A 19,566-nucleotide genomic window follows, 5' to 3' on the forward strand; every position below is an offset into this window, starting at 1 on the left:
GTGGCTGCGTGCTGGCCGGGGCATGCGACGGTGCCGTCCTTCAAGATCCCCGTGATCAGGGAGTACCGAGCGTGGCGCGCCGACGACACGCCCGACCTACTCCCTGATCACGGGGATCTTCAGAGGGCTGGGTGGCCGACCGGGAGGGCGTAGAAGGCGGTGACGTGTACGCCGTCGAGGAGCAGTAGCTGGTTGAGGTCGTCGTCGAAGAAGCCGCCCAGCGGCAGCGCCGACAGCCCCATCGCGGTCGTGGCCAGCAGCAGGTTCTGCGCTAGGTGGCCGGCCTCCATCGCGGCGTACCGGTAGGCACGCTGCCCGAACCTGGCCCGTAGCCCGCCGAGATCAGAGGTCACGAACAGCCACAGCGGCACCGCGTCGACGTCGACGCCGACCTCGGTTCCGACATCGGCTCCGACGTCGGGCGGCGCGGTCAGCCGTGGCCGGGCGGCGAGCTGCGGGGCGATCCGCCGCAGCCGCCCGTCGGTGGGGCCGGGCGCGAGCCGGTGCAGCGTGTGTCCGGCCGCCCGGTACGCGTACAGCGCGGGCACGATCCCGTCGACCCGACGTGGCCATACCGACAGCGAGGCGGCCGGCCGGCCACCCGCCGTCGGATGGGCCAGCCGGGGCCGGGCGCCACCGTCCGGCGTGGTGTCGCCGGCCGCGTAACGCAGCAACCGGGACAGGTCGTCGGCGGCCAGCGGTGCCGCCGCGAACCGGCGGTGGCTGCGCCGGGCCAGCAGCGCGTCGGCGAGCGACACGTCCCCGAGCACCCCGGCCGCGACCGCCGGCAGTCGCACGACGTCCCCGGCGGACGGCGGTCGTACGACGTCCCCGGCGGACGGCGGTCGTACGACGTCCCCGGCGGACGGCGGCCGTACGACGTCCCCGGCGGACGGCGGGACGTCTCCACCCGCCGCGACGGCGTTGGCCGGCGGGTGGGGGCCGTGCCTGGGGGACTGCGCCGACCAGCGGGAGCGGACGTACTTCGCCCGTTCGTGGTAGACCCGGTCCGGTCCGCCGTCGTGGAAGCCGGCTGGTCCGGTCCCCGCCAGATAGGCGAACGAGGCGAGCCATGCGACCTGGCATTCGGCGGCCGTGTCGAGCCCGATCCGGTTGTGCAGCAGGTGGATCTGGGTGGCGAGCACCGACCGCACGGTGGCCGGTGGCCCGACCGTCCGGTAGCGCAGCGTGCCGAGGTGCGCGGCGACCGCGTCCGCCCAGAGCGCGACCGCCGTACGGGGTGTCTCGCGGGACTCGACCGACGCGGCGACGACCAGCCGGCGCTGCCGTACCCGGTCTGGATCGTCCTGGAGGTCGGCTTCGGCGGCGTCGAGTGCCGTCGACAGTTCGGTGCCGACGGCTTCCGGGCCGAGCACCCGGCCGTTGGCGTAACCGCGCAGCAGGGCGGCCGCGTCGGTGTCGCCGAGCCGGGCGGCGGCGACCGTCGCGAACAGCAGATCCAGGCAGGTGGCCAGCCGCCGGCGGGCCGGCAGCCTGAGCACGGCGAGCGCGGCCCGGCTCGACTCGGCGGCCAGTCGCGCGGCCGCCCCGACCGTGGCCATCCCGGCCCCGGCCGCTCCGACGCCGCCCATCCCGACCTCGCCCATCCCGACCTCGGCCGCTTCACCATCAGCCATTCCGGTCGCGGCGAGCCCTGAACCAGCCACCCCAGCCCCGGCGGCTCCGCCGGGCCACACAGCTCCCACCGGCTCCTCGTCGGGTCCCGCCCCCGTCACCCCCGCCCCCGTCACCCCCGGCCCGCCGTCGGGCCCGGACCCCGTCGCGTACGGCGACTCGACGACCGTCCCGTGCGGATGCCAGCCGAGACGGTCGGCGCCGTCCGGCCACCCGAACCGGGCGTACCAGTGTTCCGGCACCAGCTCGCGCGGTGGCGGCGGCAGCCTGGCGACCTTCGCGGCCAGGTCGGTACGGACCTGCCGGAGGGTGTCGGGGTCGGCGCCGGCCAGCCGCCAGCGCAGGTGCGGGCCGCCCTGCCAGGACCGGTCGAAGTGCCACGATTCGACGAAGCCGTCCCGCAGCAGCCGGGTGGCGTACGGCCCGATGTGTTCGCGCAGCACCGTGTCCATCTGTTCCGGCCCGCCGTGCAGGTGGACGTGGAACGAGTTCCAGGTGCTGGTCACAGCGGCGGCTCCTCCGGCAACGGTGCGGCCCGCGCGGAGTTGGCCGCCGTACGACGGCACCCGGCTCCACCCGCCTGGCCGGCGTCCCCAACCCTACCGACGCGGGCGGGGGGTGATCGTCCTGAGGGGACGGCCCGGCCTGCGGCCGCCGGTGATCGGGTTCGTCTAGGGTTGCGCCATGACCAGCCTGTGGAAAGGCGTCACGGCCAAGCTCGGCAAGCTCACCGGCCGGCGGGAGGCGCCCGCGCCCGCCCGGCGGGAGGCGCCGACACCCGGCCGTACGCCGAACGGCCGTACGATCCCCGCCGCCCGTCCCGCGCCGCCGCGCAACCGTCCGACGGGGGAGGTCCGTGACGGCCGGCTTCTCGTCTACGCGCCGCAGCTCGACGGGCAGGCGGATCCGGGCGAAATCGTGTGGACGTGGGTGCCCTACGAGGACGATCCCCGGCAGGGCAAGGACCGTCCGGTGCTGGTCGTCGGCCGCAAGGGGGCCACGCTGCTCGGGCTGATGCTTTCCAGCCAGGACGACCGGGACGGGCAGCGGCACTGGTTCGGGCTCGGCCCGGGGGCCTGGGACCGCGAGTCGCGGCCGAGCTGGGTACGCCTGGACCGGGTGATCGAGGTGGACGAGGACGGCATCCGGCGCGAGGGCGCGATCCTCGACCGGCGGCGGTTCGACCTGGTCGCCGCCGAGCTGCGCCGCGACTACGGCTGGAACTGAGGCGGCCGCCCGGGCCCGCGCCGGGAAGGGCCGGGTACCGGGAGCCGGCCGGGCGCCGGGAAACAGCGGCGCACCGGGAAGACAGCGGCGCCGGGCAAGGTAGAGCGGTGGGGAAACGGCCGGGCGCCGGCGGTGGGTCGCCGGCGCCGGGGGCGCGGTCGGTCAGCGGCTGACGGTCAGTTCGGCCTCGCCCGGGTCGGCGTCCTTGACCAGGACGGTCACCCGGCCGACGGTGGCGGTCTCGCCCTCCTTGAGGGTCTTCGAGTCGCCCCGGTACGACACCTTCACCGAGTCGTCCTTCAGTTCGCTGACCCGAAGGTCGTACTTGAAGATCTTGGTCTTGGCCGAGCTCTTCGTCTTGACCGTGACCTCGCAGGTGTTGCCGCTGCACTTCTTCGTGGTGGTGCTGGCGCTGCACGCGGCGAGGCCGAGGAGGAGCAGCGGCGCCGCGATCGCGGCGGTCAGGATCTGCTTCGTTCGCATGACCGGAAGCTTGTCATCGAAGTAATGCCGGTGGATCAACCGGGGCACCGCTCTGGCACGTTCCCGGGACCGGACCGGACCGGACCGGATCTGACCGGATCGGCCGGGACCAAAACCGGACCGGCGGCGGGGCGGGGCCGGCGGTAGGTCCCAGGATCGGGCCATCCGGTCGTGCCGGACGGTCGCCGACCGGCCCGGACGTACGAGGATGTCGACCATGAACGAGTCCGAGAAGACGCTGCTCAAGCCCGGGCGGGCCGGAATCTGGGTGGCGGGGCTGCTCGCCGTCACCGTGCTCGCCTGGCTGGTCCTCGGCGTCGGGTCGGCCCTGGCGAGCCCGGTCTGGTGGCTGGTCGCGGCCGTACCGATCGTCGTGTTCATCGCGTTGCCGTTCTCGCTCTACTGGTTGAGCGAGGGACGTACCGGCCCGAGCTGGGTGGCGTTCGTCTTCGCGATCGTGCTGGCGGGGTCCGCGTTCGCGGTTCCCGCCGAGTGGCACATGCGGGCCGTCGGGAATCCGGTCACCGCCACGGTCGGCGACGCCACCTGCCACTACAACGCCCGCACCGGCAGGTGTCTCTACAGCTACACGCTGACCGGGCCGGACGGGACCACGCTGCCGGGCAAGCTGCAGGAGACCGGTGAGTATCCGCCCGGCTCGTCGCTGGAGGTGATCACCGATCCGTTGGGTGTGTTCGCGCCACGCCTGGCCGTCGACCTGGAGACGACGTGGGTCTTCGAGGTCGCGGCCCTCGTCGCCTTCGCCGGATTCGCCGGGGCGATCGTCGTCGCGGCGGTCCTCGGCGAACGTCGCCGCCGCGGGCACCCGGCCGCCACGGCCGGCAGGCCCACCGGCGGCAGCGCTACCAACGCCAGCGGCGGCAACGGTGGCCGCCGGACCGGGGTGAAGCGGCGGCCGAGCGGGGCCAGACGCAGACGGTAGGCGGGGATCAGGTCACGGTCCGGGCGGCGCGGGCGCGGCGCAGTTCGTCGGTCGCGTCGAGGACGACGCGGTGCAGGACCGGGTCGACGTCGGCCCGGCCGAGCAGGGTCCCGGCCGCCTCCTCGGTCCGCGCCGACACCGCGTACCTGGGATAGGCGGTGGCGGCGATCCGGGCCGTCGCGGTCGGGGTACGCCGGCCGGCGAGCGTGGGCAGGTCGGCGAAGTAACGGTCGACGTACGGGGCGGTCAGCCCGGCCTGGCCGGGGTGCCAGAAGCCCTGGGCGGCGGCGAGGGCGAGGTGGGCCGACCGGGTGTCGTCGTCGCGGATCGCCGCCCAGGCCCGCTCCTTGGCCTGTTCGGTGGCGACGGCGGCCCGGCAGCGGGCGGCGGGCTCGATGCCCTGCGGGTCGCGCCGGACCTCGTCGGCGATCTCCGTCTCGCCGGCGGCGCCGAGGGCGACCAGCCGGTACAGCAGTGTCCAGCGCAGGTCGGCGTCGACGGCCAGGCCCTCGGGTACGCCGTCGCCGGCCAGCCAGCCGGCGAGCCGGCCGGTGTCGGTCGGGCCGGCGCACGCGGCCAGCCAGCGGGCGGCGGCGAGCTGCCGGCCGCTGCCGGGTGCGGCGTGGTCGAGGGTCTCCAGGCAGGTGGCGGCGAGGGTGGCCAGGGCGGCGGGCTGTGCCGGCTCCGGCAGGTAGCGGGCGGCGGCGAAGTCGCGGGCGAAGCGCAGCACCTCCTCGAAGACCGAGGTCACGGTCTCGGTGGGCAGTCCCGCGGCGGCGAGCGCCACGAACCGCGCCGGGGACAGTTCGGCGTCGCGGGCGGCGTCGATCGCCGCGGTCCAGACCACGGCGCGGGCCAGCGGGTCGTCGAGCGCGCCGAGCAGGGTGTCCAGCCGGTCCAGGTCCGCCGGGTCGAGGCGGACCTTCGTGTACGTCAGGTCGCCGTCGTTGAGCAGCAGCAGCCGTCCGGGTTCGGTGCCGGCGAGCCCCGGCACCGGGGTCCGGCCACCGTCGGCGGTCGGGTCGAGGTCGACGGTGTACCGGCGCAGCAGGGTGCCCGGGGCGTCGCCGGTGCCGTAGACGCCGACGGCGAGGCGGTGCGGGCGCAGTGTCGGATGCTCCGGCGGCGCGGTCTGCACCACGGTCACCGACCGGTAGCGGCCGTCGGCGTCCAGGGCCACCTCGGGCCGTAGCGTGTTGACCTGGGCGCGGCGCAGCCACAGCCGGGCCCACCCGGTCAGGTCCCGGCCGGCGGCGGCGCCGAGGGCGGCCAGCAGGTCGTCGAGGGTCGCGTTGGCGAAGGCGTGCGCGGTGAAGTAGGCGCGGACACCGGCGAGGAACGTGTCGTCGCCGAGGTGCGCGATGAGCTGGCGGAGCGCGGCGGCGCCCTTGGCGTACGAGATGCCGTCGAAGTTGAGCAGGGCGTGCGCGGTGTCGGGGACGCCCTCGGGGGCGACCGGGTGGGTCGACGGCCCCTGGTCGGTGACGTACCCCCAGCTCTTGCGCCGGATGGTGAAGCTGGTCCAGGCGTCGCGGTGGGCGGTGACCTCGGCGGTGACCCGCCAGCCCATGTACTCGGCGAACGACTCGCTCAGCCAGATGCCGTCCCACCAGCGCATGGTGACCAGGTCGCCGAACCACATGTGCGCCATCTCATGGGCGACGATCACGGTACGCAGTTCGCGGTCGGCGTCGGTGACCGCCGACCGGAAGAGCAGGTCCTCGGTGAAGGTGACGCAGCCGGGGTTCTCGACCGCGCCGGAGTTCAGCTCGGGCACGAACGCCTGGTCGTACTTGGCGAACGGATACCGCGACGCGAACAGTTCGTGGTAGCGGTCGAGGAAGGCGCCGGTGACGGCGAAGAGTTCGTCGGCGTCGCGGTCGAGGTCGGCGGCGAGCGACCGGCGGCAGAACAGCCCGAGCGGGATGCCGTCGTGTTCGGCCCGCCGTACGTGCCAGGGGCCGGCGACGAACGTGAAGTGGTAGGTGGAGACCGGCGGGGTGGCCCCGAACTCCCATCGGCGGGTGCCGTCAGCGGTGTCCACGGTGGAGTCGACGGCGGCGTTGGCCCGGGCGGTCCAGTCCGCCGGGGTGGTCAGCGTCAGCGTCAGTGGCGCCTTCAGGTCGGGCTGGTCGAAGCAGGCGAAGACGCGCTGCGCGCTGTCGAGCGGGGCGTGGCAGTGGACGTAGACCTCGCCGTCGTCGGGGTCGGTGAACCGGTGTACGCCCTCCCCGGTCGACGAGAACGCCATCGTGGCCCGCACGACCAGTTCGTTGTCGGCGCGCAGGTCGTCCAGCGGCAGCCGGTTGCCGATCAGGGTGCCCGGGTCGAGGGTGCGGCCGTTGAGGACGACCCGCGACACGGACACCGGCCGCAGTTCGACGAACGTGGTCGCGCCGGGCCGGGTGCAGGCGAAGCGCACCGTCGTGGTCGAGGTGAAGTGGTCGGCGTCGCGTCCGGCCGCGAGGTCCAGTTCGACCCGGTACGCCTCGACGCGAAGCCGGTCGGCGCGGACGGCCGCCTCGTGGCGGGTCAGGCTCGGCATGTCCGGAGCCTACGCGGCCCGGTATGGGGCAGATGCTATGCGGCCGACCCCACCGACCAGCATCTATATTGTCTAGCGTCGATCGATGGCGCGCGCCGGATCCACCCCCCACACGAGGAGTCCGTCATGTTCAGACGACGTTTCCTGCAGGCCGCCCTCGCGGTCCTGACCGCGCTCCTGCCGGTGGCCGGCATCCAGGCCGTCACCGCCGCGCCCGCCTCGGCCGACATGTCGGCCGCCGTACGCACCATCTACTACGACGCCAGCCGCGCCGGCGTCTTCGCCACCAACTTCGCCCAGGCCGCGCAGATCTGGAACAGCCGGGTCAGCAACATCCGCCTCCAGGCCGGCACCCCGGCCAGCGTGGTCATCTACGTCGACACCGGCTGGCCCCGCGCCCAGACCACCTCGCTCGGCGCGGGCCGGATCTGGATGGGATGGCAGGCGGTCAACCAGGGCTACGACCGGACCCGGATCGCCACCCACGAGTGGGGACACATCCTGGGCCTGCCCGACCGGCGCACCGGCCTCTGCTCCGACCTGATGTCCGGCAGCAGCGCACCCGTGTCGTGCACCAACGCCCAGCCGAGCACCGCCGAGGCGAACCGCGTCCAGCAACTCTTCGCCGGCTCGCTCACCCCGGCGCTCGCCGGCTCCGGGAGCGGTGGGAACGGTGTGACCTGGACCTGGCACGGCAACTGACGGCTCCGGGTGGCGGACCGGATCCCCGCCCCGGTCCGCCACCCGCCCGTTCCCCGCACCGGTGCCGTGGGCGGGGTCAGGTCGTCTCGTCGGCGGCCCGTAGCACCGCGGCGACCAGCGCCACCGTCGAGGCGGTCGGCACGGCGCTGTCCGGGGTCGCGACCACGACCTCGACCACCGGCCGCGGCGGCCCCAGTTCGGCATACCGCAGATCCGTCGCCCGGGCCGCCCACGACCTCGGCACCAGTGTCACGCCGAGCCGGTGCCGGACCAGGTCCAGCGCGGTGGCGGCGTCGCCGATCTCGGCCACCGGGCGACGCCCGACGCCGGCCGTGGCGAACACCTCGTCGACCACGGCACGTACGCCCCAACCGGCGGGGAAGTCGACGAAGCCCTCGTCGCGCAGGTCCGTCAGCTCGACCGTGTCGCGCCCGCCCAGCCGGTGGTCCGCGGCGGTGGCCAGCAGCACCGGCTCGGTCGCCACGACGTGCATCCGCAGGCCGGTGCCGGCCGCGGCGCGGACCAGGAACGCCACGTCGAGCCGGCCGGCGCGCAGGCCGTCGGCCTGGTCGGCGCAGCCGCGCCCGCCCGCGCCGACGAACCGCAGGTCGACGCCGGGGTGCTGGACACCGAAGGCGGTCAGGGTCGTGAAGAGGCCGGGCGGCAGCAGGCCGTGCGGGATGCCGACGTTGACCGGCTGCCGCTGGCCGGCCCGGGCGTCGCTGACGGCCTGCCGGGCGGCGCGGGCGGCGGCGATGACGCGGTGGGCCTCCGGCAGCAGCGCCCGTCCCGCGTCGGAGAGCTGGGTGCCGGCGCGCTCGAACAGCGGTGTCCCCAGCTCCCGTTCGAGGGCGTGCACCGACGCGAGGTGGAGTCGCCGGGCGGCGGCGGTGAACCTGCGCTGCTCGGCGACGGCGATGAAGTGCTCCAGCCGGTTCAGCTCCATCGCCACCCCGCTTTCTTCTACAGGTTTGTAGAAGTTAGCAGAGCGCTCGCCGCCGGTCAGCGCACGCGCGCCAGCCCGAGCAACTCGTGCAGGTCGTAGACGCCCTCGCCGGCCCACACCGTCGAGGCGACCGCGACCATCGCCGGTACGTACAGCAGGTAGCTGTGCCGTACCGGCCCCGCGGGCCGCAGCAGCGCCGCCATCCGGCGCGGCACCGCCCCGGGTCGGGTCGTCACGCTGACGTGCAGGGCCCCCGCGTGCGCCAGCCCGCCGCGCCGGCCGGCGGCCAGCGCCGCCACCCCGACCGCCTGCGCGACCGTCCGCCGGTCGCCGGTCTGCTCCGCCGCCCGCTCGTCGGCCCACCGCTCGACCAGGTATTCGACGTGCCGGGCCATCGGCCGCAGCAGCGGGTGGGTGGCCGCTGCCAGCCAGGCCAGCATCACCAGCTGGTGGTGCCGGCCGGTGAGGTGGGCCCGCTCGTGGGCGACCAGGGCCGCGTACTGCTCGTCGGTCAACGCCTCGCGCATCCCGGTCGTCACCACGATCCGGCCGTCGGGGCCGGGCAGCGTGAAGGCGTCCGCCGCACCGTCGGGCAGCAGCACCACCCCGCCCGGCCCGTCGCCGGGCAGCGCCGCGGCGTGCCGCCGCGCCGCCCGGACCGCGCGCCGCTGCGACCAGCGGGTACGCCCCAGATTCAGCAACGCGGCGACGAGCAGCGCCAGCGACAGCCACGACGCCCACGGCACGTGCGCGGTGTCGAGCAGCACCCGCTCGTGGGACCAGTTGCCGCGGGCCGCGACCGCCGGAAGCTCGGCCGCGGCCTTCAGCGCGAAGACGAACAGGCTCACCGTGCTGGACGCCGCCAGCATCACCGCCGACCAGGCGAAGACCACCGCCGCGTCACCGGGGCGCAGCCGCTCGGCGAGCAGCCGGACCACCACCATTCCCGCGAAGGGGCCGACGACGACGGCCATCACCCAGTGGTCGAACACGGCGGATCCGGCGTTCCGCGGTTACTGCTGCGCGCCGAGCACGTCGACGACGAACCGCAGCGGGCCCTCCGGCGCGCCCTGGCGCGGGTTCTCGCCGTACGCCAGCGCGGTCGGCAGGTCCAGCTGCACCCGGCTGCCGACCTTCACACCGACCAGGCCCTGGTCCCAGCCGGGGATGACCCCGCCGGCGCCGAGCTGGAAGGAGAACGGCCGCGAGCTGTTCCAGGAGGCGTCGAACTCCTCGCCGGAGCCGTAGAAGACACCGACGTAGTTGACGGTGATCGTCTGGCCGTTGGCCGCGGCCGGGCCGGTGCCCTCGATGATCGGGGTGACCTTCAGTTCGGTCAGCTCGCCGGTGCCGGCGGTCACCGTCGGCTTGGTGCCCAGCGCCGGGTCGGCGCCCTCGGGCAGCGGCGGGAACGGCGCCTCGGTCGGCGGACCGGCCGGCGGGTCGCCGGCCTGCGATCCGGGCGCGCTCGCGCCCGGGCTGGGGAGGCTCGCCGTGCCGGTGTCGTCGTCACCGGGCCTCAGCAGGAAGAACGCGCCGACGATGACGGCCATGACGGCCAGCCCGGCGACGCCGCCGAGGATCGCCTGCCGGCGCTTCTGCGCGGCGACGGCCTTGGCCTTCGCCTCCTTGGCGAGGGCACGCTTCTCCGGCTTGGTCAGCGTGCGCCCTTCCGGCGGCTCGAAGCGGGGGCGGTTCTGAACCCGGTCACTCAACGTCGACTCCCGTCGGGTCATGGCCGGCGGGGGTGAGGGGGTGGGGTGCCGGCGAAAAACTGCCAGACACGGTACCGCCCCCACCTGCGAGTGGCACCCACCCGTCCCCGGGACGGCCCTGCTCACGCGTCCGGGCCGCCGTCCCCGACCGCCGTCCGACGGGCGGAATGGTGGATATGGGTTGTATGTGAGGTGTGGTGTGCGGTGGGCGGGATCAGCGCTCGGAGTCGAGGAAGGTGACCGGTACCCGACGGCTCATCGCCGCGTAGAACCGGTTGACCGCCGCGCCGGGACGGCGCATGTCCTCGACCAGGCCGGGTTCGACCCGTTCCGCCTCGGCTTCGATCATCGACGTGAGCGCCTTCTCCATCGTCTGTCCATGATGGCGGGCGACCATCGCGAGGAGGTGGTGGGCGTCGGCGTCGATGACCAGTTCCTGGTCGTAGTTCATGGCTTCACGCTAACGACGGACAGGCAAGATCGGGCGACTACTCCTTGATCAACGGGCCGGGTTCGGGGTGCGGTCGAGGACCATCAGGGCCGCGTCGTCGCGGGTCCGGCCCCGGGTGTGGGCCAGCAGGCGGGCGACGATCCGGTCGACGCACTCGTCACCGGTCGACTCGGCGAGACAGTCGTAGATCTCGGACAGGGCCAGGAACCCGCCGTCGCGGTCGCGCGCCTCGAGCAGTCCGTCGGTGTAGAGCAGCAACCGGTCGCCGGGGCGCCAGGCGTGCCGGACCGGGGTCGGCGGCGGCGCCCCCCGGCGCAGGCCGAGGGGCGGGTAGCGGTCGGGCGGCTCGATCGTGACCAGGTCGTCCCCGCCGGAGCGCAGCACCGGGGCGGGGTGACCGCAGTTGACGACCTCGAGTTCGGTCGCGCCGAACTGGACGAGGGCGGCGGTGACGAAGGCGACCGGCGCCGCCCCGCCCGCCGGGTCCCGGGCGACGGCCAGGTCCAGGTCGACGGCGACGGCGGCGAGGTCCTCGTGCACGTAGGCGGCGTGCCGGAACGCGCCGAGCGCCGTCGACGCGGTCAGCACCGCCTGGAGTCCCTTGCCGCAGGCGTCACCGATGATGGCCCGTACGCCGTACGGGGTGACCACCACCTCGTAGAGGTCGCCGCCGACCTTGGCCGTCTCGTACGCCGACAGGTAGCGGGCCGCCACCCGCAGGTCACCCACCTGCTCGGGCAGCACCCGCAGGACGGCCCGCTGGGTCACCTGGGCGATCTCGCTGACCTGCCGCAGGCGGTGTTCGCGCTGGGTGCGGGAGCGGGCGACGTAGATCGAGGCGAGCCCGACGGAGAAGACGACGGCCACCCGCAGCAGGTGGTCGAGGCTGCCGAACAGGCCGCTGGGCAGCCCGGCGAGCACCGCGACCGTCATGGCGACCCCGGACACGACGGCGGTCCGCCGGCCGCCCTCGACGGCGGCGGCGATCAGCGGTGCCAGGGCCAGGAAGCCGATGAACACGGCGTGCGTCTGGCTGACGACGTCGAGCAGCCAGACGAGGGCGACGAAGACGAGCGCGGCGGGCAGTCCACGCCACCGGTCGAGGGTGCCGCCGGCACCCCGACCGGTTTTCGCCTGCCGTCCGGGCACCTGTCGGCTCCTCACCCTTGACCGGGCTACCGGTCCGGCCGCTTCGTCACGCGCGCACTGAGGCTAGCCGACGTTGCTGGGAGCCGACTGCCCCGACGGTTCCGGCGGGTCGGGTCCGGATACCCCCTCGACTTATTTGAAAATGATTGTCATTATAGGTTGGCTTCGCCTCGCGGCGGCCCGGCCGATCGGCCCGGCCCTGCCGTGGCGTCACGCCGTCCCGGCCGGACCGGGAGGCGGCGCGAACTGTCCGGAGTGGACCGTCCATGCGGCGGCCACCACCGGTCGCGATGAAAGGGGAGGAATGACCGACACCACGCGGACGCGTACCCTCGCGTCCCTGATCGCCGGCGGCGTACTCGTCGCCGGCACCCTGCTGGCGGCGCAACCCGCGGCGGCGGCCGAGCGCGTCGTGCTGTCCCGCGGGCACGTCGACGCCGTCGACGTGCACTACACCGGCGGACAGCTCCAGCTCAAGGTGCACGACGGCACCGTCGAGCCGTCCGTCGAGCGCGACCCGGCCGACGTCACCTTCCAGGTGGCACCCGGCGCGGCCACCACCGTGCCGGACGACCCCCGGTACGCCTTCCTCGGCACCCCCGGCGCCGACGTCTGGGTGCTGCCGCAGACCCAGGACCCGGACCTGCTCTGGCCGGGCTGGAACACCACCGAACTCGGCACCGGCGTCTTCGCCGGCAACCAGGTCCGGCTCAGCCTCGTCGACGTGGCCGGGCCGGGCGCCGTCACGCTCTTCGGCGTCAACGCCTTCGGCGACCCGCTGGTCAGGTTCCGCAGCTCCGACGGCCTGCCCGACGCCATCGACGTACCGGTGGGCACCCACGCGCACGCGAGCTGGGCGTTCACCGCACTCGGCGAATACACCCTGAAGTTCCGGGCCGACGCCACGCTCGCCGACGGCACCGCCCTCACCACCGGCCCGGTCGACTACTCCTTCGTGGTCGGCGACCTGACCGGCGGCGGAACCGAGAACGGGCTGACCATCGGCGGCCTGGCCGACAGCTACCAGCCGAACGACACCGTCACCCTGCGCGCCGTCCAGACCCCACCGTCCGAACTGGACCACTACCACTGGTTCAGCCGGTGCCCCGGCGCCACCGACTTCGCCATCATCCCCGGCGAGGCCGGCGAGACCTACCGCTTCACCGCCACCCGCGGACTGGACGCCTGCGAGTACGTGGTCAAGCTCTACGGGCCCGGCCACGGCGTCGTGGCCACGAGTCCCCCCGTCACGCTGCGGGTCGCCGACCAGCCGCAACAGCCGGGGGCGGCGCAGACCATCACCGCCTCCATCGACGCCACGCAGGGCGCCCTGGTGGTCAGCGTCGACCCCGACGACCGGTCCGTCGTGCTGCCGACCGCCCGGCTCAACGCCGCCGGCGACCGGTGGGAGAGCCAGGGCGAACTGCGGCCGGTCAAGGTGACCGACACCCGTTCGGCCGCCCCGGGCTGGAGCGTCTCCGGCCAGATCCCGGCCGACTTCGCCGGCCCGGACGGCATCACCTTCGGCGCCGGCCACCTCGGCTGGACGCCCCGGGTGGTCAGCCAGGGCAGCGGGCAGGGCGCGGTCGCCGGCCCGGAGGTCGCCCCGTACGCCACCGGCACCGGCCTCGGCGCCAGCAGCGTACTGGCGACCGCCCCGGGCGGCGCCGGCCGCGGCACCGCCGAACTCTCCGCCGGCCTGCGGCTGAGCGTGCCGACGGAGACCCCGCCCGGTACGTACACCGCGACCCTCACCCTCACCGCCATCTGAGCCGCCCCGCCGGGGTACGGGCCACCGGCCGTACCCCGGCGGGCGGGACCGCCGGCCGGCCTCGCCGGTGCGTCCCGGCCGGGACCGCCGGCCGACCGGACCGGCGGACCCGGCCACCGACCCCGACATCCCTCGCCCCGGAAACGGACCGAACCACCCATGCGCCTGCCCACCGCGCTCGCCGCCGCCTTCCTGGCCGCCGTACCGGCCGGCCCGGCCCCACCCGCCGCGGCGGCGGACCCGCCGCCCGCCGTCACCCTCGCCGCGCCCGCGCCGACCCCGGCCCCGGCCACCCCCTCGCCCGCACCCGGGCCGGCGGCGGGCGCCGTCACCTGGGGCGTGGCACCGTCCGGCCCGGCCGGGCCGGACGGCCGGCCCGGCTTCGAATACAAGCTCGACCCGGGCGCCGTGCTCACCGACCACGTCGCGGTCACCAACCACACGCCCCGCCCGCTGACCCTCGACGTCTACGCCAGCGACGCGTTCACCACCGCACAGGGCGGCTTCGACCTGCTCGCCGCCGGCGCGGCACCGGTCGACGTCGGCTCCTGGATCACGCTGCCGGCCCGGACGGTGACCGTGCCCGCCACCTCCCGGGTCGACATCCCGTTCGAGCTGCGGGTGCCGGCCGACGCCACCCCCGGCGACCACGCCGGCGGCATCGTCGCGTCGCTGGCCGCCGAGGGCACCGGCCCGGACGGCAACCGGGTCGCCGTCGACCACCGGGTCGGCACCCGGGTCCACCTGCGGGTCACCGGTCAACTGCGACCCGTGCTCGCCGTCGGGGACCTGCGGATCGGGTACGACGGCCCGGTCCACCCGTTCACCGGCGGGGACCTGACCGCGACGTTCACCGTCCGCAACACCGGCAACGTCCGGCTCACCGGGCGGCCGTCGCTGACCGCCACCGGCCCGCTCGGGCTCGGCCGGTGGACCGCGACCGCCCAACCGCTGCCGGAGATCCTGCCCGGCGGCGAACTGCGGGCCCAGGTCCGGCTGTCCGGCGTACCGCCGCTCCTCCGGCTGGCCGCGACCGCCGGGGTGACCCCGGCCGCGGTCGGTGACCAGGTGCTCGATCCGCCGCCGGCCGCCGACCCGGCGCGGGCCGTGGTGTGGGCCTGGCCGTGGCCGCACCTGCTGCTGCTCGCCGTGCTCGGGCTGCTGGCCCTCGCGGCGGTCCGGCTGCGCCGGCGCCGCCGGGCCGCACTGGCCGAGGCGGTCGCGCGGGCCCGCGCCCAGGGCCGCGCCGAAGCCGCCGGCCGGTCGGACACCGACGCCGACCCGCCCGTGGACGACCGCCGACCGACCGTGACCACCGGAAAGGACCGACCGTGAGACGGCCCCGCACCGGCCCGGGCGCCGCCGCCCTGGCCGTGACCCTGGCCCTCGCCGGCTGCACCGGCGCCGCCGCCGACGGCGCGGTGACCGTGGTGGCGAGCACCGAGATCATCGCCGACCTGGTACGCAACGTCGGCGGCGACCGGATCTCCGTGGAGACCGTCGTGCCGGCCGGCGGCGACCCGCACTCCTACGAGCCGACCCCGGCCGACGCCGCGAAGGTGGCCCGCGCCGACGCGGCCTTCACCAACCACCTGCTGCTCGAGGAGCACTCGCTGATCAAGCTCTTCGACAGCAACGTCCCCACCGGGTCCCCGAACGTCTCGCTTGCCGAGAGCGCCGAACCGTACGGCGCGACCCTGATCCCGCTGGTCGAGAACCTCGACCTCGACGTGGTCTGGCTGGGCCTCGCCGTACGCGGCAAGGGGCCGGGCCGCACCGCCGACGTACGGCTGTCGGTGACCGCCGTCGAGGGGCCGGGCCGCTTCGCCGCCTATCTCACCGACGCCCTCGGCCAGCCGAGGGTCTACTACGACTCGGCCGACGGCATCACCGACGCCGACGTGGCCGTCCTGCCGCCCGACGCGCACACCCACCTCAACTGGTCGTTCGGCGCGGCGGGGGAGTACCGGGTGACGATGACCGCGCGGGTCGACGCCGGCGACGGCAGCCCGCCCCGCCAGCTCGGCAGCGGCACGTTCGCCTTCGCCGTCGGCGTCGACCCGCGCGGGGCGCTGCGCGACGGCCGGACCACGCTGCTCGACGCCGGCCACACCGACCTCGCCGTCGACCTCGACACCGGGCAGGTGTTCGCCCGCACCGACGAACAGGGCGACATCCCGGCCGGGCAGGTCGTCGTCGACGTACCCGACCGGGCGGTCGAGCAGGTGCCGGACGACGCCCGGTTCGCGTTCCTCGGCGCACCCGGCACGAGGGTGTGGCAGCTGCCGCAGGCGGTGCTCGGCAAGCACGTGCACGGCGAGATCGACCCGCATCTGTGGCAGGACGTCCGCAACGCCAGGGCGTACGCCGAGGTCATCGCGGACACCCTGGCGGAGGTCGACCCGGCCGGCGCCGACCTGTACGCCGGCAACCTCGACCGCTACCTCGGCGAACTGTCCACACTGCACACGTACGTCGGCGCGCAGCTCGCGAAGGTCCCGCCCGACCGGCGGAACCTGGTCACCACCCACGACGCGTTCGGCTACCTGGCCAGCGCGTACGGGCTCACCATCGCCGGCTTCGTGGTGCCGAACCCGGCCCAGGAGCCCAGCGCGGCCCAGGTGACGAAGCTGACGGAGACGATCCGCGACCTGCGGGTGCCGGCCGTCTTCGTCGAACCGCAACTCGCCGCCCGGGCCGGCGTGCTGAAACGGGTCGCCGCCGATCAGGGCGTGCGGGTCTGCCGGATCTACGGCGACGCCTTCGACCACGACACCACCTCGTACGTCGCGATGATGCGGCACAACGCCGACGAGCTGTTGCGCTGCCTGGGAGGAGAACGATGAGACCGATGCGGGTGGCGGCCGGCGTGCTGGCCGCCGTACTGCTGGGCGGCGCGCCGCCGGCCGTGGCCGCGCCGCCGTCCCCGCCGCCGCCCCCGACAGCGGTGGTGGCCGGGGCCGACCTGCTCTCGGTGCGGGTCGACGGCGGCGAACTGTCGCTGCGGTTCCGCGACGCCCGGCAGGCGGCCCGGGGCGAGGCCGGGTACCGCCCCGACGACGTGCGGCTCGGGCCGGACGGCGGGCTCGCCGCCCGGGTGCCGCACCGGTCCGCGTTCCGGTTCCTCGGCGCCGCCGGCCGGCCGGTGTGGGCGCTGGCCGGCGGCGACCCGGCCCTGCCGGCCCTGGACACCACCGGGGTGTCCGGCGGCCCGGTGACGCTGGCGCTGACCGGTGTGACCGGCCCCGGGCGGTTCACGGCGTACACGCTGTCCGGCTTCGGCACCCCGACACCGCTGCTCGGCAGCGGGGCCGGGCTACCGGACTCGGTCCTGCTGCCGGCCGGTACGCGGACCGGCGGGGTGGTGTGGGCCTTCGACGCCGCCGGCGACTACGAGCTGACGTTCACCGCCGCCGCCGGGCCGGTCGGCCCGGCGGCGGCCACCTGGCGGGTGACGGTGCCGCCGATCGACCTGCCGCCAGTCGACCCGCCGCCGATCAGCCCGCCGCCGGTCGGCCCGCCGTCCGCCCCGGCGGGGGACCGTACCGCCGGGCCGGTACCGCTCGCGCGGGCCGCCGCGCCACCGGCGGTCCCGGCCGCCGCACCCGCACCGGCGGCGCTGGCCGCGACGGCTCCGGCCGGCACCGGCGAGCGCAAGGTGATCGACGACGGCCACGTCGACATGGGGCCGACGCTGACCGACGGGCGGTGGCGGATCCGGATCAAGGACGGCACGGTCAGCCCGCCGGTCTGGCGGGAACTCGGCGACACCGTGCTGCACGTACGCGACAAGGCGAGGATCACCGTTCCGGACGGCGCCGACCACGCCTTCCTCGGCCCGGCCGGCGGGAGCGTGTGGCTGCTGCCGCAGGCGCAGCAGGACGGCATCGTCTGGCCGGGCTGGAACACCCAGCACGAGGCGGTCGTCGGCGGGATCCGCGGGCCGGTGACCTGGACGCTGAAGAGCGTCACCGGACCGGGCGCGTTCACGCTGTTCTTGACCGGCTCGTTCGGCAGACCACAGGTGCTGTTCGACGGCACCAGGCTGCCGGGGGAACTGGACATCCCGCTCAACACCCACGCCCACGGCAACTGGGCGTTCGGCGCCCCCGGCGTCTACCGGCTCGAGGTGGCGATGAGCGCCACCACGACCGGCGGCGCGCCGGTCACCGACAGCCGTACCCTCACGGTCGCCGTCGGTGACGGCACCGACCCGGGCCGGGTCACCCCCGGTGGCGGCGCCGGCAACGGCGACGGGCCGGGCGGCCGGCTGCCGCGTACCGGGGAGTCGTGGGTCCTGCCGGCCGCCGTCGGCGGCCTGGTCCTGCTCGGCGCCGGCGCGCTGCTGGTCCGGCTCGGCCGGCGGCGGGCGGGGCGGGCGTCGTGACCCCGGCACTGCGGGTCGAGGCGCTCACCGTCCGGCTGGGGGAGCGGCTCGCCGTCGACAACGTCGACCTGACCGTCGGGGCCGGCGAGATCGTCGGGCTGATCGGCCCGAACGGCGCCGGCAAGACCACCCTGCTGCGGGCGGTGCTCGGGCTGGTCCCGGCGCAGCGCGGGCGGGTGCTGGTCGCCGGCTCACCCGCCGCCCGGGTCCGGTCCCTGATCGGGTACGTCCCGCAGCGGCACGAGTTCGCCTGGGACTTCCCGGTCACCGTGGCCGGCGCGGTGCTGACCGGCCGTACCCGCGCCATCGGCTGGCTGCGCCGGCCGAAACCCGCCGACCGGGCGGCGGTGACCGAGGCACTGGCCTTGGCCGGTCTCACCGACCTGCGGGACCGCCCGGTCGGGCAGCTCTCCGGCGGCCAGCGCCAGCGGGTCCTGGTCGCCCGGGCGCTGGCGCTGCGTCCCCGGGTGCTGCTGCTCGACGAACCGTTCACCGGGGTGGACGTACCCACCCAGGAACTGCTGACCGCGCTGCTGGACCGGCTGCGCGGCGAGGGCGTGGCGGTGCTGACGACCACCCACGACCTGCCGGCGGCGGCCGCGTCCTGCACCCGGCTGTGCCTGCTCAACCGGCGGGTGGTCGCCGAGGGGCCGCCGGACCGGCTGACCGACCCGGCCCTGTGGCTGCGCGCCTTCGGGGTCACCTCGTCCGACCGGTTGCTCGACACCCTTGGGGTACGGCGGTGATCGAGGCGCTCACCGAACCCTGGCAGCACGTGTTCATGCAGCGGGCGTTCGTCGTGGCGGTGCTCGCCAGCGTGGTGTGCGCGGTCGTGGGCAGTTTCGTCGTGCTGCGCGGCATGGCGTTCATCGGCGACGCGGTCGCCCACGCGGTGTTCCCCGGGGTGGCCGTCGGCTATGTCCTCCAGGTCAACCTGGCGGTCGCCGGTGCGGTGGCCGGGGTGGCGACCGCGCTGACCGTGGCCGTCGTGGCCCAGAACCGGCGGCTGAAGGAGGACGCCGTGATCGGGGTGTTCTTCGCCTTCGCCTTCGGGCTGGGCATCGTGCTGGTCAGCACCCGGAGCAGCTACACCGGCGACCTGGCGTCGTTCCTGTTCGGACAGATCCTCGGCCTGTCCGACGCCGACGTGGTGACCGTGGCGGTGGTCGGCGGGCTGCTGGTCGCGGCGGTCCTGGCGCTGCGCAGGGAACTGGTGACGGTCAGCCTGGACCGGGAGACGGCCGCGGCGTCCGGGCTGCCGGTCTTCTGGCTGGACACCGCGCTGTACGTGATGGTGACGGTGGCCATCGTGATCTCGTTGCAGGCGGTCGGCAACATCCTGGTGCTGGCGCTGCTGATCACCCCGGCGGCGACCGCCCGGATGCTGACCGACCGGCTGGGCGTGATGATGTCGCTTTCGGCCGGGATCGGCGCGGTCTGCGCGGTCACCGGCCTCTACCTGTCGTACCACCTGAACCTGGCCGCCGGCGGGCTGATCGTGCTGACGCTGAGCGCGGTCTTCGTCGGCACCTGGCTGTTCGCCCCCCGCTACGGCCTGCTGCGGCGCCGTACTCGGGCGGTGCCGGCGGCACCCTGACGAGGCGGGGGGCGG

At 75.1% G+C, this 19,566-nt stretch carries 17 protein-coding genes; 9 read left to right on the forward strand and 8 right to left on the reverse strand.

Annotated features, from left to right (window positions below):
- Nucleotides 1-119: 119 nt before the first annotated feature.
- Nucleotides 120-2,141 carry a lantibiotic dehydratase C-terminal domain-containing protein gene (locus AB0M79_RS17030; RefSeq protein ID WP_364214005.1) on the reverse strand — a complete coding sequence of 674 codons (2,022 nt, stop codon included), beginning with the start codon at nucleotides 2,139-2,141 and terminating at the stop codon, nucleotides 120-122.
- A gap of 178 nt (nucleotides 2,142-2,319) precedes the next feature.
- Between AB0M79_RS17030 and AB0M79_RS17035 the strand changes: the two genes are divergently transcribed.
- The gene (locus AB0M79_RS17035) at nucleotides 2,320-2,862 is read left to right on the forward strand and encodes a type II toxin-antitoxin system PemK/MazF family toxin (RefSeq protein WP_364214008.1); all 543 of its coding nucleotides are present in this window, start codon (nucleotides 2,320-2,322) and stop codon (nucleotides 2,860-2,862) included.
- Nucleotides 2,863-3,024: 162 nt separating this feature from the next.
- Here AB0M79_RS17035 and AB0M79_RS17040 read toward each other — a convergent pair whose 3' ends face one another.
- Nucleotides 3,025-3,345, reverse strand: coding sequence for a hypothetical protein (locus tag AB0M79_RS17040; protein ID WP_357538054.1), 321 nt, complete (start codon nucleotides 3,343-3,345; stop codon nucleotides 3,025-3,027).
- A gap of 217 nt (nucleotides 3,346-3,562) precedes the next feature.
- Between AB0M79_RS17040 and AB0M79_RS17045 the strand changes: the two genes are divergently transcribed.
- Entirely contained in the window at nucleotides 3,563-4,288 is a 726-nt protein-coding gene (locus tag AB0M79_RS17045) for a hypothetical protein (RefSeq protein WP_364214011.1), read from the forward strand.
- A 7-nt stretch (nucleotides 4,289-4,295) separates the two neighbouring features.
- On the opposite strand, the gene pepN is transcribed toward AB0M79_RS17045, so the two are convergent.
- The gene (pepN, locus tag AB0M79_RS17050; protein ID WP_364214014.1) at nucleotides 4,296-6,833 is read right to left on the reverse strand and encodes an aminopeptidase N; all 2,538 of its coding nucleotides are present in this window, start codon (nucleotides 6,831-6,833) and stop codon (nucleotides 4,296-4,298) included.
- Nucleotides 6,834-6,959: 126 nt separating this feature from the next.
- Between pepN and AB0M79_RS17055 the strand changes: the two genes are divergently transcribed.
- Nucleotides 6,960-7,535 carry a snapalysin family zinc-dependent metalloprotease gene (locus tag AB0M79_RS17055; RefSeq protein WP_357538049.1) on the forward strand — a complete coding sequence of 192 codons (576 nt, stop codon included), beginning with the start codon at nucleotides 6,960-6,962 and terminating at the stop codon, nucleotides 7,533-7,535.
- 76 nt (nucleotides 7,536-7,611) lie between these two features.
- Here AB0M79_RS17055 and AB0M79_RS17060 read toward each other — a convergent pair whose 3' ends face one another.
- From AB0M79_RS17060 to AB0M79_RS17080, 5 genes are all read right to left on the reverse strand, one after another.
- Nucleotides 7,612-8,481 (reverse strand): LysR family transcriptional regulator, encoded by an 870-nt coding sequence (locus tag AB0M79_RS17060; protein ID WP_364214272.1) that lies wholly within the window; start codon nucleotides 8,479-8,481, stop codon nucleotides 7,612-7,614.
- 56 nt (nucleotides 8,482-8,537) lie between these two features.
- Nucleotides 8,538-9,473, reverse strand: a complete 936-nt coding sequence (locus tag AB0M79_RS17065) for a M56 family metallopeptidase (protein ID WP_364214018.1) — start codon at nucleotides 9,471-9,473, stop codon at nucleotides 8,538-8,540.
- 21 nt (nucleotides 9,474-9,494) lie between these two features.
- Complete coding sequence (locus AB0M79_RS17070) at nucleotides 9,495-10,196, reverse strand: FKBP-type peptidyl-prolyl cis-trans isomerase (RefSeq protein WP_357538046.1); 702 nt, start codon at nucleotides 10,194-10,196, stop codon at nucleotides 9,495-9,497.
- Between the two features lie 214 nt (nucleotides 10,197-10,410).
- Nucleotides 10,411-10,647: a hypothetical protein gene (locus tag AB0M79_RS17075; protein ID WP_364214022.1), complete on the reverse strand. Its 237-nt coding sequence runs from the start codon at nucleotides 10,645-10,647 to the stop codon at nucleotides 10,411-10,413.
- A 48-nt stretch (nucleotides 10,648-10,695) separates the two neighbouring features.
- The gene (locus AB0M79_RS17080; protein WP_364214025.1) at nucleotides 10,696-11,796 is read right to left on the reverse strand and encodes a PP2C family protein-serine/threonine phosphatase; all 1,101 of its coding nucleotides are present in this window, start codon (nucleotides 11,794-11,796) and stop codon (nucleotides 10,696-10,698) included.
- Nucleotides 11,797-12,100: 304 nt separating this feature from the next.
- Here AB0M79_RS17080 and AB0M79_RS17085 point away from each other — a divergent pair, with 304 nt between their 5' ends.
- The 6 genes from AB0M79_RS17085 to AB0M79_RS17110 all read left to right on the forward strand — a co-directional run bounded on the left by AB0M79_RS17085 (nucleotide 12,101) and on the right by AB0M79_RS17110 (nucleotide 19,551).
- A complete protein-coding gene (locus AB0M79_RS17085) occupies nucleotides 12,101-13,567 on the forward strand; it encodes a choice-of-anchor M domain-containing protein (RefSeq protein ID WP_364214028.1) in 1,467 nt (488 codons plus the stop codon).
- 159 nt (nucleotides 13,568-13,726) lie between these two features.
- Nucleotides 13,727-14,902: a DUF916 domain-containing protein gene (locus AB0M79_RS17090; RefSeq protein ID WP_364214031.1), complete on the forward strand. Its 1,176-nt coding sequence runs from the start codon at nucleotides 13,727-13,729 to the stop codon at nucleotides 14,900-14,902.
- Nucleotides 14,899-16,413, forward strand: a complete 1,515-nt coding sequence (locus AB0M79_RS17095) for an anchored repeat ABC transporter, substrate-binding protein (RefSeq protein ID WP_364214034.1) — start codon at nucleotides 14,899-14,901, stop codon at nucleotides 16,411-16,413. Before AB0M79_RS17090 ends, AB0M79_RS17095 begins: the two co-directional genes overlap by 4 nt.
- Before the next feature lie 5 nt (nucleotides 16,414-16,418).
- Nucleotides 16,419-17,954 carry a TIGR03773 family transporter-associated surface protein gene (locus tag AB0M79_RS17100; RefSeq protein WP_364214275.1) on the forward strand — a complete coding sequence of 512 codons (1,536 nt, stop codon included), beginning with the start codon at nucleotides 16,419-16,421 and terminating at the stop codon, nucleotides 17,952-17,954.
- Complete coding sequence (locus tag AB0M79_RS17105; RefSeq protein ID WP_364214037.1) at nucleotides 17,951-18,700, forward strand: anchored repeat-type ABC transporter ATP-binding subunit; 750 nt, start codon at nucleotides 17,951-17,953, stop codon at nucleotides 18,698-18,700. The genes AB0M79_RS17100 and AB0M79_RS17105 overlap by 4 nt, the downstream gene beginning before the upstream one ends.
- Nucleotides 18,697-19,551 carry an anchored repeat-type ABC transporter permease subunit gene (locus tag AB0M79_RS17110; protein WP_364214040.1) on the forward strand — a complete coding sequence of 285 codons (855 nt, stop codon included), beginning with the start codon at nucleotides 18,697-18,699 and terminating at the stop codon, nucleotides 19,549-19,551. Before AB0M79_RS17105 ends, AB0M79_RS17110 begins: the two co-directional genes overlap by 4 nt.
- Nucleotides 19,552-19,566: the final 15 nt, after the last annotated feature.

Source organism: Polymorphospora sp. NPDC051019 (genome assembly GCF_040683055.1).
Lineage (GTDB): Bacteria > Actinomycetota > Actinomycetes > Mycobacteriales > Micromonosporaceae > Polymorphospora > Polymorphospora lycopeni.